Origin of the sequence: Actinoallomurus sp. NPDC052274 (assembly GCF_040679475.1) — a bacterium.
Lineage (GTDB): Bacteria > Actinomycetota > Actinomycetes > Streptosporangiales > Streptosporangiaceae > Actinoallomurus > Actinoallomurus liliacearum.
The window spans coordinates 92,384-106,152 of record NZ_JBFAUT010000020.1 but is presented as its reverse complement, the minus strand read 5'-3'; the positions used below and the strand labels follow the sequence as shown (position 1 = coordinate 106,152).

Genomic DNA, 13,769 nt, shown 5'->3' with positions numbered 1-13,769 from the left:
CTTGAAGGCACCGGGACGGTGGCGAGGGCGGTCCAGGCGGATGCGGACCTGAACCGGGTGGGAGAAGGTGGCGATCAGGTTCTTACCTGCCGGCTCGACCGCCACCGCAAGAACAGAAGATGGGAGGGCGGACGCGATCGCGTCCGCCCTCCCATCCGTCTACCGGCTCGAGATCCGATAGACGCCGCCTCTGGCGGTGTCGAAGGAGATGATCCCGTCGGCGATCGTGAACCGGACCGGCCGCCCGTGTCCGTCGGTGACCGAGACCCGTTCACCCGGCCAGGGGTCGGCGAGCTTGAAAGGCAGGCCCGCGTCGCTGGTGACGTCCGTCTCCTCGACGACGCCGTGCCGCCGAGCGCTGGAGATCTCGAACGCGCCCGGCTGTCGCAGCCGGTAGAAGGCGGCGTCCCTGCCGGCCGGCCACTCCGGGAACAGAACCGTGATCCCACGGTCGGTCTGTACCAACAGGTCGTTGACCGCCTCGGTCGTGCCGGACTTCTCGATTCCGTGGTACGGGTCGGCGACGCGCAGATTGGCGACCATGCTCTCGCGGAGCTGCGCGTCCAGCCTGTCGACCAGGGACTGCGCCGGATAGCCGACCCGTGCCGCCTGGGTGAACACCTTGACGAAGCTGTTCGCCTGTCCCCACGAGTTCATCACGTCGATGGTGTCGATCGCGATGTCGCGCTCCGCGGCGGGTCCGTTGATGCCGAGCACCCCGCCCGGGTGGATGAACTCCAGGTTGACGGTGTTGTCGCCGGGCCGGATGTCCCGGGTGTCGCCGCCCTGCATGGAGCCCGCGTCGACCAGCGAGTACACCGTGGTGCCGTCGTGCACGGATGTGGGCTGGGGCGCCAGGTGGTCCAGGATGTACTGCCACTTCTTCCGCTTGTCCGGGTCGAGGCCGAGGTCCCGGCTGCCCGAGATCAGTGTGGACAGCACGGACTTCAGCAGCCCGACGTCGGAGGAGGAATCACGCCCCCACGCGTTCTCCTGCGGTCCGCTCCACAGCACGTACCGCTTGGACCGGTCGTCCCACTCCAGGTAGTGCTCGAAGAACTCGGCGACCTCCGAGAGGAACGGGTACGCCTTCTGCCGCAGGAACGCGCGGTCCTGCGTGTACTCGTAGTACGAGACGAACTGGGAGGCGGCGAACAGCGAGCCGACGACCTGCTGGAGATACTGGTCGTCGGTCGTTGAGCCGAACGGGCCGATGCCGACGGGGAACAGCAGCCCACCCGGAACCCCGCCACTGGGGAACCGCTTGCCGATGTAGTCGGGCTTGACCCGGGTGAGATCGTGCTGGGCCCGCCGCCGGGCTTCAGGGACATAGGCCAGCATCGCGTCGAAGTACGGCTGTGCCAGTTCGGGCCGGTTGCTGGAGTACACGCCGTAGAACGGGCCGGCCATGTTGTAGTTCATGTGATAATCGCCGTTGAACGACGGGAAATCGGTCGTCGTCCAGATGCCGTACAGGCCGGGCGCGGTGTGCCCGGGGCGGCTGGCCGAGCCGATGAAGTACTGGGCCGCGTAGTAGTACTTCTCCAGGACGGCGTCGGGAACGTCGATGCCGGACTGCTGCCAGTAGGTCTTCCACCAGGCCACGTCCTGGTCACGCAGCCGGTCGACGCTCCGGGCGTTCTGACCGGCGGCCAGTTCGACCGCTTTGTCCTGCGGATTCTGGACGTTCTGGCCGCCACCGGTGACCGCTGTGACGATGCGCACCGTCTGCCCGGGCGCGATGGTGAAGGTGGTCGCCGCGGTCGAGCCGGAGGCCGACGGCGGGTCGACCGACCGCGCGCCGAGGATCCGGGTGGCCATCGCGGCGCGAGAGGTCCAGTGGGCGCCGGGCGCGGTCGCCCGTGCGGCCCACATCGTCGCGTTCTCCACTCCTGCGGTGCCGGTATAGGTGGAGTTGGCGTTGCCGGCGGCACCCGCCCAGGTGGACGACTGCAGCTTGACCGGAGCCTTGGCCTTCGAGGTGACCGAGGTGACCAGGTAGTCGGCCCCGGGCGCGACCCAGGTCGTCAGGTCGGGGGGGGGCACCGTCGATGGTCATGGAGGTGGTGACCTTCGCGTCGAGGATGTGCTCCTCCTCGTGGAACGCGCCGCTCGCCGGTGGCGCCTCCGGGTCCTGCTGCGTCTTGGGAAGCGGGTACAACGAGATCTGCCCGAACCGGGCGCGCGGATTGTCGATCGAGTCCTGGCTCGTCTCCTGCGTGGGCTTGGTGGCGAGGAACCGCAGATGGCGGGTCTTGAAGGGCGGGACGTCCCGGTCGATGACCGCGGCGGTGTTGTCGGTGATGCCGTTGACGTCGGTCCAGGTCGTACCGTCGTCGCTGCGCTGCAGGGTGACGTCCCTGGTGGTGTGGTCGTCATTGCCCGGACGGGCGGCCGAGTCGTTCTTGATCAGGTAGCGGGCGATGGTCTGCTCCGCGCCGAGGTCCAGCGCGATCCACTGGGGCTTGCCGACCTCGGAGCGCGCGCCGGGCCGCGTCAGGCGGACCGCAGCAGTTCGTGGAGCCGGGTCGTGTCGATGACGTGGGCCCGGGACGGGAACACCTTGTTCACCAGCACCTCGTGGGTTTCGATGTCGGGGTCGGCGACGCCGTCCGACAGGACGTAGACGCGATAGTCGCGGTCGGCGGCGTCGATGAGGGTGGAGAGGACGACGCCGCTGGTGCTGATGCCGGAGAGCACCAGGGTGTCGATGCCGCGATCGCGCAGTCGCTGGTCGAGGTCGGTGGTGGAGATCCCCCCGAAGCGGACCTTGCGTACCACGATGTCGCCCTCTTGGGGAGCGACACGCTCGTTGAGCTGGGTGGTGGAGTCCTGGTGGTGCATCATCTTGGCTGCGGCGACCGCGGCGAAGGTCTTGTTGGTCTCCGGGACGGCTGCCCAGTCGTCCTCGGTGAAGGCGACGCGGACGTACCCGATGGTGCAACCGGCGGCGCGGACCTCGGCGATGGCGTTGTCGACCCGCTCGAGCAGCGCGTCGCGGTCGGGGATGTGGGCGACGATCCCGTTCTGGAAGTCCATCGCCAGCAGGGCGGTCCGCTTGGGATCGATCGCCGGAACCGCAGTGGTGCTCACGCGTTGTTCTCCTTGGGTGGTGTTCCTGGTTGAGTGATTCTCGGTGCCGGTGCGCTGGTCGATATCGCGGCGGCCCATCAGCCGGCGGTCCAGGACCGTCAGCAGAAGGACCACGACACCCGCCCCGACCAGCACGACGCCGAGGGCGTGCAGGCCGTGGTCGCCGACCTCGCCGCGGAAGACGATGCCGGTGGCGACGGCCGAGACGATGGTTCCGAGGTACCCGAAGGTCCGGAACAGACCGGAGGCGGTGCCGATCTCCTCCGGCGAGGCCGAGAGGTAGAGGGCGGTCTGATTGCCGACCGTGGTGGCGGCGGAGGTGACGCCGAAGATCAGTGACACCGATACGATCGCGACCACCGGGCTGTGCGAGGTGAGCAGCACGATGCCGATGGACCCGACGAGCATGGTCGCCGCCGAGGCGATCAGCGGACCGCGCACCAGGTTGCGGCTGGCGAGCGGGCGCGACAGCAGCGCGGAGACCGCACCCATCGGCAGCAGCAGCAGTCCGGCGTCCTCGGCGGAGATCCCGCGTGCCGCCTCCATCCACTGCGTCATCCCGTACATCACGGTGTAGACGCCGAGCAGGGTGAACGCCTGCCGCAGGTAGGTCCGGCCGAGGGCGCCGTTGGCGGCGAGCCCGCGAAGGTCGAAGAACGGCCGGGTCGCCCGAAGCTCCCACCACACCGTCGGCACGGCGACCACGACGAAAACGGCGAGCGTGTACCAGTCGGCGCGCGGCAGCCTCATCAGGAAGATGATCAGCGAGGTCATCGCCGCGGCGAAGCCGAGGATCCCGGGCAGGTCGATCCGGTCGGCGACCTCGCGGAAGCCGCGCCGTCCGCCCTCGCGTACCGGGTCCTTGGGCACCCAACGCGCGGCCATCGCCATCGCGAGCGCGGTGACCGGGATGTTGATCAGGAACGCCCAGCGCCAGCCCGCGGCGCCGACCAACAGGCCGCCGATCGGCGGGCCGACGGCCGCCGTGGCCATGCCGGCGATCGCGATACCACCGAGCACGCCGCCCGGCGGCGCCTTCAGCCCGGCGTCCGCCGCACGGCGCCGGATCAGCACCATCGCCGACGGGAACCCCGCCGAGGTGCCGATGCCGACGAGCACGCGGGCGACGGTCAGCATCGCCAGGTTCTGCCCGAAGCCGCCGACCAAGCCGCCGAGCAGCACCAGGAGAATGCCGCCGAGGAAGACCCGGCGCGGGCCGAGCACCTCCGCCAGCTTGCCCGCCGTGGGCTGCGCGATGGCGCTGGTCAGATACAGCGAGGTGACCAGCACGGAGGCGCTCCCCACCGAAACGTGCAGGCCGGTGGCGATGGGCACCAGCGCGGTCGCGATGATGGAGCTGTTGATCGGGTTGAGGCTGGAGCCCACGTAGAGCGGCGCGGTGAAGGTCCAGGCGAAGGGATCGCGTTCGCGGTCGGGTGCCGGCGAGTCCGCCCGAGCGGGCCTGGGCTTCACGCTCCGCCGCCCAGATCCGCCGCGGCGAGACGTTCCAGCAGTTCGATGGCCTTCTCCAGGTCCTCAAGCTCCTCGGGGGCGACGACTTGGTCGATGGCTCGCGCCAGGAAGGACTCGCGGCCGGCCAGCAGCGAGGTGATGAGCTCGGTGGCGGAGGGATCAGCGCTGATCAGGGTCTTGCGGCGGTCCTGCGGGTCCGGCTCGCCGCGGACCAGCCTGGCGGCCTTGAGCACCGCCAGGCTCTGCGCGATGGACTGCGGGCTGACGTGCTCCAGCGTGGCGAGACGGGCCGCGGTGATCGGGCCCTTGTCCACCACGCTGCGCAGCACCGAGAGCTGGGTGATGGTCAGCCCGAGGGAGTACATTCCCGACTCGGTGCGCAGGCGTCCCCGCAGGCGCTTGACCGCGTGGTCGAGACGCTGCGCCGTCGCCGCTGACCGCGTTGTCCCGAGATCTTCCTCCATGGCCGCCACGTTAGCAGTTAGCCAAGCAACTTTGCCAAGTTGCTTGGCTAATTGCCCGTTGCGGCCAGACCTCCTCTCACGTTGTCAGACGTGTAATCATGTCTCCATGTCTCGATCGGGTCTCTCGACGGTCACGGTGGTCGACGCGCTGGTGGAGGCGCTGCGGGGGCAGATCCTCGACGGGCAGTGGCCTCCGGCGGCGCCGGTCGCCGAGGTGGAGGTGGCGCGGCGTTTCCAGGTGTCGCGGCCGACGGCCAAAGCGGCGGTGCGCACGCTCGTGTTCGAGGGCCTGCTTCGACAGGACTCGCACCATGCGGCCGTTGTGCCAGCCCTCTCCGCCCAGGACATCGAGGATCTGTACTTCGTCCGCATTCCGCTGGAGCTGGCCATGGTCGAGCGCCTCAGCCGGGCGAACGATGTCCGACTGGACGACGCGGAGAACGCGATCTCCGCCTTGGAGAGGTTGCCCGATGACGCGGTGACCAGCTCGTTCGTGGCCGCGGACCTGGCGTTCCACCGCGCCTTGGCCGCGGCGACCGGCAGCCGGCGCCTCGAACGCTCCTACAACGCGCTGGCGGGGGAGGTCCACCTGTGCATGATGCAGACGCGGCAGGCCCTCGGTCGTACGCTGATCGCCCGCGAGCATCGCCGGATCCTCCAGGCGATCCGTCGTGGAGACGGGCCCAGCGCGGTGGAGGCCGCCCGGCGGCATCTGGCCGGCGCACGGGATGCGCTGCTGACGCGGGCGGACCGGACGGTCTGAGGGAGTAGCCGACTCCGGGCGTGCGGCGGCCGCCGGGTGCGGGTATCCGGTCGTCGCCGCACGCCGCGTTCGGAACGTCAGGCCTGCCGAGTCCGCTGGCGCTGCCGGCCCAGACCGTCGATCTCCAGTTCGACGACGTCACCCGCCTTCAGGTAGTCGGCGGTGGCCGATCCCATCGCGACGCCGGCCGGCGTTCCGGTGTTGATGAGGTCGCCCGGCCGCAGGACCATGAACTGGCTGAGGTACCAGACGAGATGGTCGACTCCGAAGATCATGTCGGCGGTGGTGCCGTCCTGGCGCAGTTCGCCGTTCACCCACAGCTTGAGACGGAGATCCTGCGGATCGGCGACCTCGTCCGCGCTGAGTATCCACGGGCCCAGCGGATTGAAGGTCTCGCAGTTCTTACCCTTGTCCCACTGGCCGCCGCGTTCGAGCTGGAACTCCCGCTCCGACACGTCGTTGCTGATCGCGTACCCGGCGATGCAGGCGCGGGCCTGCTCGACCGAGTCGAGGTAGCGCGCGGTGGTGCCGATGACGACCGCGAGCTCCACCTCCCAGTCGGTCTTCTTCGAACCGCGCGGAATCAGCACGTCATCGTCGGGACCGACGACGGTGTCCGCCGTCTTGAGGAAGACGATCGGCTCCTCGGGCGGGGTGGCGCCGGTCTCGCGCGCGTGATCGGCGTAGTTGAGCCCGATGCAGATGATCTTCCCGACCCGATCGAGCGGAGGGCCGAACCGCCCCGGCTCGACCACCGGCAGCGTGTCGACGTCGAGCCGTTCCGGAGAGCTCACGAGCTCCATGTCGATGCTGTCGGTGAGCGGAGTCAGATCGTGCCAGAGTCCGTCGGAGCCGGACACGATGGGCCGCTCGGCTCCCGGCTCACCCGTACGCGCGAATCTCATGGTCAGTGTGGTCCTTTCGTTGAGAGAGCGAGGAACTCGGTCAGGTGTACCGCGCGGACACGTGAGCGGTGTCGGCGCAGTGCCTGGCGAAGCTGACGCAGGCACCCGGGGTTGACCGCGACCACCATGTCGACGCCGGCGGCCTCGATCTCGGCCACCTTGGCCTTCGCCAGGGTCCGGGATTCGCGTGGGCGGACCAGTGAGTACGTCCCGGCGGCGCCGCAGCAGGTGGCCGCCGAGGGCAGCTCGACATAGTCCGCGACACTCTGCAACAGTCGCCGCGGTTCACGCCACACGCCGAGGCCGTTGCGAAGGTGACAGGAGTCCTGCAATGTCACCCGGGCGGGCCGACCGTCGATCAGGACCGGCTGGAACCGCCGGTCCTGGACGTATTCGGAGAACTCCCGTACCCGCTCCCGCCCGATCACCGAGGCGAGATGGGCGGCGCATCCGCCCGAGGTCGTGACGATGGTGCCCGGTAGGTCGTGTCCGAGGCGGCGGGCCAACGCCGCGCCCCGTTCGGGTTCTCCGTTGTGCGCGTGCAGCGCGCCGCAGCAGCCTTGGTCCGGATCGGCGGCGAGGCCCGGTGCCAGCGCGAGCGCGGCACGGCTGACACGTGGGAACAGCGTCCGCTCGACGCAGCCGAGCATCAGCTGATCGGCGTCGTGGGCCTTCCGGCGGGCGGCCCGCCGGAGGATCCCGGCGAGTCGGTGGGCCGGGCGCAGCCTCACCAGCAGGACGAGGGCGCGCACGATCAGCGGACGGCGGCGTCCCTGCCACTGCGCGCCGCGCCACTGTTCGAGCAGTTGGCCGTACTCGACACCGGCGGGACAGACCGGCTCGCAGGCGCGGCAGCCGAGGCAGAGGGAGGACTGCTCGGCCAGGGTGGGATCGTCGGGGTCGAGCCGCCCGGCGTCGAGCGCTCGCATGAGGGTGATCCGGCCGCGGGGGGAGGAGGCCTCGTCACCGGTCATCGCGTAGGTGGGGCACGCCGGGAGGCAGAACCCGCAGGAGATGCAGCGGCTCAGCCGGTCGGCGTCGAAGAGGGCGGCCACTTATGATCCCAACTTTCCGGGGTTGAGGATGCCCGCCGGGTCGAAGGCGGACTTGATCCGGCGCAGCAGTGCCGTCTGCGCCGGTCCGAGCCGTTCGGCCAGATAGGGCAGTTTCGCCGCGCCGACGCCGTGCTCGCCGGTGATCGTCCCGCCGAGCGCGATCGCGGCTCGGAAGATCTCGCCGAAGGCGCGTTCGGCACGCGCGATGGCCTCGGTGTCCTCGGCGGAGGGCAGCACGCACGTCGGGTGGAGGTTGCCGTCACCGGCATGCCCGAATGTCGCGATCACGACATCGTGCCGGTGCGCGATGTCGTCGATGCGGGCGACCATCTCGGCGAGACGGGGCCGGGGCACGCTCGCGTCCTCGAGGATCGTCAGGGAGCCGAGCCGAGACAGCGCCGGAAGGGTGCAGCGGCGGGCGGCCAGCAGCGACTCGGCCTCGGCGACGCCACCGATCTCGACGGACAGGGCGCCGCTGTCGAGACACGCCTGCCGCATCCGCGCGAGGCTCGTGGCCACCTGATCGTCTCCGCCGTCGTCGCCGAAGAGCAGCATCGCGCCGGCCGTCGCGTGCAGCCCGAGGTGGGCGTAGGCGTCGACGGCGTCCATGCACCGTCGGTCGAGGAACTCCAGCGTCGCGGGCAGAACGCCGCGTGCGATGATCTCGCTGACGGCACGGCCCGCCGTCGCGAGGTCGGCGAAGTAGGCCAGTCCGGTTCCCGTCGTCGCGGGCGAGGGCAGCAGCGCGACGGTGGCCTCGGTGATGATGCCGAGGGTTCCCTCCGAGCCCGTGAGCAGCCGGGTGAGGTCGTATCCCGCGACGTCCTTCCACAGCCGGCCACCGGTGGCGACGATCTCACCGGTTCCGAGCACCGCGGTGAGGCCGAGGACGTAATCGCGGGTGACGCCGTACTTCAGGCCGCGCAGTCCGCCGGCGCAGGTGGCGATGTTGCCGCCGATCGTGGAGACGGTGTGGCTGCCCGGGTCGGGTGGATAGAACAGGCCGTGCTCGCCTGCCGCCTTCGCCAGTGCCGCGGTCGTCACGCCGGGCTGGACCCGCGCCAGTAGCTCTGCCGGGGCGAGCTCGTCGATGCGCCGCATCCGGGCCGTGGTCAAGACGATGCCGCCCTGTTGGGCCGAGGTGGCGGCGCACAGATTCGACCCGGAGCCTCGCGGAATGATCGGGAGGCGATGCTCGCCGGCGATGCGGACGATCTCGGCGATCTGCAGCGCGTCGTCGGGCTCGACGACCGCCTGTGGGTAGGCGTGGAACAGCGGCGTCGCATCCCGCGCGTACGCCTCGAGCACCCCGGGGTCGGTGCGCACGTTCTCGTCGCCGACGGCCGAGCGGAGCTGCCGCAGGACATTCGTGGAAAGAGATCGATCACTGAACATTGTCAGACATGTAAGCATGGCAGCATGTCGTCGTCCAGAGTCGGGAACGATCGACGCGGCAACGGACCCCGTCGTCTGCGCACCCCGCGACTATGGTGAACGGCGGTGGGAGGTGCCCATGACCGATCTGGAGCTCACCTGGCTGCGCTCCTGGCTGGAGGTCGTCGACTCCGGCGGCTTCGCCCGAGCGGCTGCGCGCATCCACTTGTCGCAACCCCGCATCTCGGCGCACGTCGCGAGCCTGGAGAAGGCACTGGGATGCCCTCTGATCGAGCGGCGTACCCGCCCGCTGACCTTGACCGACGAAGGCAAGCGGCTGCTTCCCCGGGCACGGTCGATCATCGCCGCCGTCGACGACACGGTGTCGGACATGCGGTCGACGACGTCGGTCGCGGGCCGGCTGACGATCGCCAGCTTCGCGAGCGCGAGCTCGGAGTTCCTGCCGCAGCTGCTGAAGCGGTTGCGTGAGAGGAACCCGCTGATCGAGGTGGGAGTTCTCGACGGCGACGTGCAGGTGATCGAGTCGACGCTGTCGGTACGGCGGGCCGCGGTCGCGATCCGGCCGTACCGGCCGGAACCCGCGGATCACGCTCTGGTCCGGCGGCCGCTGTGGCGGGAGCCCTTCGTGGTCCTGGCCCCCTCGCTCATCCCATCCTGGCGCAGGAGTCCATCGGCCTCGAAGAGATCGCCCGGTACCCCGTCATCACGATCGGCGATCCGCTGGACACACCCATCCTGGGGTACGAGGCGTCGCTGGCCATGCACGCCGGCCGGCTGGAGCCCGAGGTCGGGATCGTCTCGCACCAGCCGACCACGCTGACCGCCATGGTGCGCGCGGGACTCGGCCTCGGGCTGGTCAACCTGCTCGCGGCGACCATGGCTCGCCGCGACGGGCTCGAGACACGCCTGGTCGACGACCCCCACCTGTACCGCGACGTGGGTCTGTGGTGGCACTCCGAACGGCCGCTGAGCCGGGTCGCGCAGGCATTCATCGATCTCGCCGTCGCGAGCGAGCGGCCTCCCGGCACGCTTCCCATCCCTGACTGAGCCGTTCCGGGCCGAGTTCTGCCGTTGCCCGTGGGCGGCGCCGCCACCGTCGCCCGGCGTTATTCGTGTTGCGAATTCCTTGTATCCACAAGTCGTCGTTGTTACGGGCGCGTTTCCGGTGGCTGAATGTGTGCCGAACCCGAACCCTCAGGTCGGCGTTCGCCGCAGTTCAGGAAGGATACGGGATGGGATTGGACGACTCTGCCGACGCGTTCGGCGTGCTCTCGCCGGCGTTGGCCGACCTGCCGCGTGGTGACCCCGGCGCGGTCATCACATCCGTGGAGACCTATGCGCTGGCCGTCCCCCTCAAGCAGCCGATCGCCGATTCCACGGCGGGGCTGCGGTCCTGGATCGTCCCCGTGGTCGAGATCCGCACGGCCGACGGACGTGTCGGAACGGGCATCTCCGGGGTGCACTGCGCTCCAGAACTGCTGTGCGATGTCATCAGCCGCTACTACGCGCCCTCGTTGCTGGGAGCCGCGTCCGAGGACATCATCGGAACCTGGAAGCGGTTGTACTGGCTGCCCACCCACTGGCTCGGCCGGGCCGGCGTGGTGCACATGGCACTGGCGATGGTCGACATCGCGTTGTGGGATCTCGCGGCGCAACGGGCCGGGGTGCCGCTGTGGCGGCTGCTGGGCGGCAGCGCTGAGGCGATCGAGACCTACAACACCGACGGAGGCTGGCTGAACTACCCGGTCGACACGCTGGTGCGGGATCTGACCTCGCTGATCGACCGCGGCTGGCGTCGAGTGAAGATCAAGGTCGGCAAGCCCGACTGGCGGGAGGACGCCCATCGGGTACCTCATCTTCGAGAACCAGCAGGGGCAGGGCACCAAGGCGCCGGACCTGATGCAGAACCTGCTCACCCGCGGCGTCGACGGCATCATCATGCAGCCGGCCGACGCGAACGTCGCAGTTCCGCTCGTCAGGCAGGCGCAGGCCGCGAAGGCTCCGGTGCTCGGCTGGGCGATCCCGTTCGGGGCCGGAGCGACCGCCCCGTACGTCGGGCTGGAGGAGAAGACGGAGACCGAGGCCGCCGGCAGGGCCGCCGCCCAGTACGTCCAGCGGAACTTCCCGGGACAGCCCGTCAAAGTGCTGATCGTCACGATCACCGGGGTCTCCAGTTGCGCGAACGACCGCATGGGGCCATTCGAGAAGGGCGTCAAGTCCGTCGCGCCGGACGCCCAGAGCAACATCCTGAGACGGCAGCGTCTCGAACGGCGCCAGCAGAGCCGAGCCCACAACTAGCGAACGGAGGAGACCGCACATGGCCGCCACCCCACGACAAGTGTCCGAGTCCTACTGGCGCGCGGAAGAGAGCCGGGACATCGCGCGCATCCTGTCCCACTTCCACGAGGACGCCGTCTTCCATCCCGTATCCGGTCCGCTCCACGGTCACGCGGAGATCCGCACCTTCTACGATGCGATGGGTGACACCTTCCCCGGTCTGGAAGTCACCATCACCCACGAGATCGGCTTCGGTGACGAGGCATGCCTCGAATGGGAAGCGGTCCGCATCGACCACGACGGCGCGCGGATCCCGATTCGAGGCGTCAACGTCGTGCGGGTACGCGACGGCAGATTCGACTCGGTCCGCGCCTACTTCGACCCCACGCAGTTCCCGACGCCAGGAGGCGGCCGATGATCGACCTGCACACGACCGTACAGATCGGCGACACGGGGCTGCGGGTGCCACGGATCGGCCTCGGAACCGCCTCACTCGGCAACTTCCTGCGCCCGGTCAGCGACGAAGACGCCACGGCCGTCATCGCGCAGGCACTGGATCGCGGCATCCGTTACCTCGACACCGCCCCGCTGTACGGACACGGCCTCGCCGAACAGCGTGTCCGAGCGCGATCACCGGCATTCCCCGGGACGAGCTCGTGATCTCCACCAAGGTCGGCAGGCTCCTGCGCGAAGGCGCTCCCCGCGATGAGAGCCAGTACTTCAACGGGGAACCCTTCTACAAGGACGTCCCGTCCGCCGGGCCCGTGTGGGACTTCAGTGAGAACGGCGTCCGCCGGTCCGTCGAAGAGAGCATGCAGCGGGTCGGGGTGGACCGGTTCGACATCCTCCACCTGCACGACCCCGACGAGCACTTCGAGCAGGCGAGCACCACCGGGTACAAGGCGCTGAGCGAGCTCCGGGCCGCCGGCCGGGTTCAGGCGATCGGCGCGGGTATGAACCGCACCCCGGTCCTGACGGAACTCGTCCGTGAGTGCGACCTCGACGTCATCCTCCTCGCCGGGCGATACACGTTGCTCGACGAGAGCGGGATGGACGAGCTTCTTCCCACGTGCGCGCGGCGCAGCACCTCGGTCGTCGCCGGGGGAGTGTTCAACAGCGGCATCCTCATCGACCCGGAGCCGGGCACGACCTTCGACTACGTCCCCGCGCCCCCGGAGGTCATCGACCGCGCGCGCCGCATCCGCGGTATCTGCGACCGCCACGACGTTCCCATGGCCGCCGCCGTGCGGTTCCCGCTCGCCCACCCGCAGGTGTGCAGCGTGCTCCTCGGACCCAGATCACTCGACGAGCTCGACATGGACCTGGGGCTGCTGTCGGTCGACATCCCCTCGGCCCTCTGGGCCGACCTGCGCGCTGCGGACCTGATCCGGCCCGACGCACCCTGCCCAGAGTAGAGAGGCTCATCCGATGGATGATCGCACCGAGCGCATCGACGCCCATCACCACTTCTGGGATCCGCGCCGTTACACCTACCCGTGGATGGCCGGCCCGGAGATGGACCCCGTACGGAGAGCGTTCGGGCCGCGCGACATGCAGCCCCTGCTCGACGCCGCCGACATCACCGGGACCGTTCTCGTCCAGACCGTGTCGGACGAGAACGAGACCCGGGAGTTCCTGCACCTCGCGGCGTCGACACCGTTCGTCCGCGGAGTCGTCGGCTGGGTCGACCTCACCACGCCGGCCGTGGGAGACGCCCTGGACGCCCTCCTCACGGGCGATGGCGGCCGGTTCCTCGTCGGTATCCGCCACCAGGTACATGACGAGCCCGACCCGAACTGGTTGTGCCGTGACGACGTGCGCCGGGGCCTGCGCGCCGTGGCCGAGCGTGGTCTCGGCTACGACCTTCTGGTGCGGGCGCGGGAGCTCCCGGCGGCGGTCGAGACGGTCAGGGCGCTGCCGGAGCTGAACTTCGTCGTCGACCACATCGCCAAACCGGCGATCGCCGCGGGCGCCGACGAGCTATGGGCCGAGTGGATGCCGGTTCTCGCGCGATGCCCCAACGTGACGGTGAAGCTCTCCGGCATGATCACTGAGGCTGACTGGAGTTCCTGGACGGCCGATGATCTCCGGCCGTTCGTCACTCGTGTTCACGAGTGGTTCGGCGCGGACCGCCTCATGTTCGGATCCGACTGGCCCGTCTGCCTGCTCGCCGGCACGTACGAGTCCGTCATCGAGGGGCTGACCGCCGCCATCGGCACGTTGAGCGCGGCCGAGACCGCCGCGATCTTCGGCGGCACGGCTCACGCCTTCTACCGGCTGGGAGACCGGCCCAAGGACTGACGGGATGAGGCCGGACCCTCGGGGCCCGGCCTCATCCTGCCTT

Annotated in this window: 12 protein-coding genes and 3 pseudogenes; 8 read left to right on the top strand and 7 right to left on the bottom strand. The window is 69.5% G+C overall.

Annotated elements, in window-relative coordinates:
- Window positions 1-159 precede the first annotated feature (159 nt).
- The 4 genes and pseudogenes from AB0K82_RS19170 to AB0K82_RS19155 form a co-directional block, all read right to left on the bottom strand.
- The gene (locus AB0K82_RS19170; RefSeq protein ID WP_364398544.1) at window positions 160-2,046 is read right to left on the bottom strand and encodes a hypothetical protein; all 1,887 of its coding nucleotides are present in this window, start codon (window positions 2,044-2,046) and stop codon (window positions 160-162) included.
- Window positions 2,047-2,278: 232 nt separating this feature from the next.
- Window positions 2,279-2,410 (bottom strand): annotated as a pseudogene (locus AB0K82_RS19165) (hypothetical protein); the annotation flags it as partial.
- A gap of 86 nt (window positions 2,411-2,496) precedes the next feature.
- Window positions 2,497-4,566: an MFS transporter gene (locus tag AB0K82_RS19160; RefSeq protein ID WP_364398542.1), complete on the bottom strand. Its 2,070-nt coding sequence runs from the start codon at window positions 4,564-4,566 to the stop codon at window positions 2,497-2,499.
- Window positions 4,563-5,030, bottom strand: a complete 468-nt coding sequence (locus tag AB0K82_RS19155) for a MarR family transcriptional regulator (protein WP_364398540.1) — start codon at window positions 5,028-5,030, stop codon at window positions 4,563-4,565. The genes AB0K82_RS19160 and AB0K82_RS19155 overlap by 4 nt, the downstream gene beginning before the upstream one ends.
- A gap of 106 nt (window positions 5,031-5,136) precedes the next feature.
- Here AB0K82_RS19155 and AB0K82_RS19150 point away from each other — a divergent pair, with 106 nt between their 5' ends.
- Complete coding sequence (locus tag AB0K82_RS19150) at window positions 5,137-5,793, top strand: GntR family transcriptional regulator (RefSeq protein WP_364398539.1); 657 nt, start codon at window positions 5,137-5,139, stop codon at window positions 5,791-5,793.
- A 77-nt stretch (window positions 5,794-5,870) separates the two neighbouring features.
- Here AB0K82_RS19150 and AB0K82_RS19145 read toward each other — a convergent pair whose 3' ends face one another.
- From AB0K82_RS19145 to AB0K82_RS19135, 3 genes are read right to left on the bottom strand one after another with little or no spacing between them, the layout of a single operon-like run.
- Window positions 5,871-6,698, bottom strand: coding sequence for a fumarylacetoacetate hydrolase family protein (locus AB0K82_RS19145; RefSeq protein WP_364398537.1), 828 nt, complete (start codon window positions 6,696-6,698; stop codon window positions 5,871-5,873).
- Between the two features lie 2 nt (window positions 6,699-6,700).
- Entirely contained in the window at window positions 6,701-7,753 is a 1,053-nt protein-coding gene (locus tag AB0K82_RS19140; protein ID WP_364398535.1) for a (Fe-S)-binding protein, read from the bottom strand.
- A complete protein-coding gene (locus AB0K82_RS19135; protein ID WP_364398533.1) occupies window positions 7,754-9,148 on the bottom strand; it encodes an FAD-linked oxidase C-terminal domain-containing protein in 1,395 nt (464 codons plus the stop codon). It lies immediately after the preceding gene.
- Window positions 9,149-9,164: 16 nt separating this feature from the next.
- Here AB0K82_RS19135 and AB0K82_RS19130 point away from each other — a divergent pair.
- The 7 genes and pseudogenes from AB0K82_RS19130 (at window position 9,165) to AB0K82_RS19100 (ending at window position 13,726) form a co-directional block, all read left to right on the top strand.
- Window positions 9,165-10,195, top strand: a pseudogene (locus tag AB0K82_RS19130) (LysR family transcriptional regulator).
- Window positions 10,196-10,380: 185 nt separating this feature from the next.
- Window positions 10,381-10,776: pseudogene (locus AB0K82_RS19125) on the top strand (hypothetical protein); the annotation flags it as partial.
- A gap of 214 nt (window positions 10,777-10,990) precedes the next feature.
- Window positions 10,991-11,446 (top strand): substrate-binding domain-containing protein, encoded by a 456-nt coding sequence (locus AB0K82_RS19120; protein ID WP_364398602.1) that lies wholly within the window; start codon window positions 10,991-10,993, stop codon window positions 11,444-11,446.
- Between the two features lie 19 nt (window positions 11,447-11,465).
- Window positions 11,466-11,843 carry a nuclear transport factor 2 family protein gene (locus AB0K82_RS19115; RefSeq protein ID WP_364398531.1) on the top strand — a complete coding sequence of 126 codons (378 nt, stop codon included), beginning with the start codon at window positions 11,466-11,468 and terminating at the stop codon, window positions 11,841-11,843.
- Window positions 11,840-12,085, top strand: coding sequence for an aldo/keto reductase (locus AB0K82_RS19110; RefSeq protein WP_364398529.1), 246 nt, complete (start codon window positions 11,840-11,842; stop codon window positions 12,083-12,085). The genes AB0K82_RS19115 and AB0K82_RS19110 overlap by 4 nt, the downstream gene beginning before the upstream one ends.
- The gene (locus tag AB0K82_RS19105; protein ID WP_364398601.1) at window positions 12,082-12,840 is read left to right on the top strand and encodes an aldo/keto reductase; all 759 of its coding nucleotides are present in this window, start codon (window positions 12,082-12,084) and stop codon (window positions 12,838-12,840) included. Before AB0K82_RS19110 ends, AB0K82_RS19105 begins: the two co-directional genes overlap by 4 nt.
- A gap of 13 nt (window positions 12,841-12,853) precedes the next feature.
- Entirely contained in the window at window positions 12,854-13,726 is an 873-nt protein-coding gene (locus tag AB0K82_RS19100; RefSeq protein WP_364398527.1) for an amidohydrolase family protein, read from the top strand.
- Window positions 13,727-13,769 lie beyond the last annotated feature (43 nt).

Bases quoted from the DNA above. Each gene is read 5' to 3' on its own strand.
- AB0K82_RS19155 (WP_364398540.1), bottom strand. From the start codon at position 5,030: ATGGAGGAAGATCTCGGGACAACGCGGTCAGCGGCGACGGCGCAGCGT.
- AB0K82_RS19145 (WP_364398537.1), bottom strand. From the start codon at position 6,698: ATGAGATTCGCGCGTACGGGTGAGCCGGGAGCCGAGCGGCCCATCGTG.
- AB0K82_RS19100 (WP_364398527.1), top strand. From the start codon at position 12,854: ATGGATGATCGCACCGAGCGCATCGACGCCCATCACCACTTCTGGGAT.
- AB0K82_RS19115 (WP_364398531.1), top strand. From the start codon at position 11,466: ATGGCCGCCACCCCACGACAAGTGTCCGAGTCCTACTGGCGCGCGGAA.
- AB0K82_RS19135 (WP_364398533.1), bottom strand. From the start codon at position 9,148: ATGTTCAGTGATCGATCTCTTTCCACGAATGTCCTGCGGCAGCTCCGC.
- AB0K82_RS19110 (WP_364398529.1), top strand. From the start codon at position 11,840: ATGATCGACCTGCACACGACCGTACAGATCGGCGACACGGGGCTGCGG.
- AB0K82_RS19150 (WP_364398539.1), top strand. From the start codon at position 5,137: ATGTCTCGATCGGGTCTCTCGACGGTCACGGTGGTCGACGCGCTGGTG.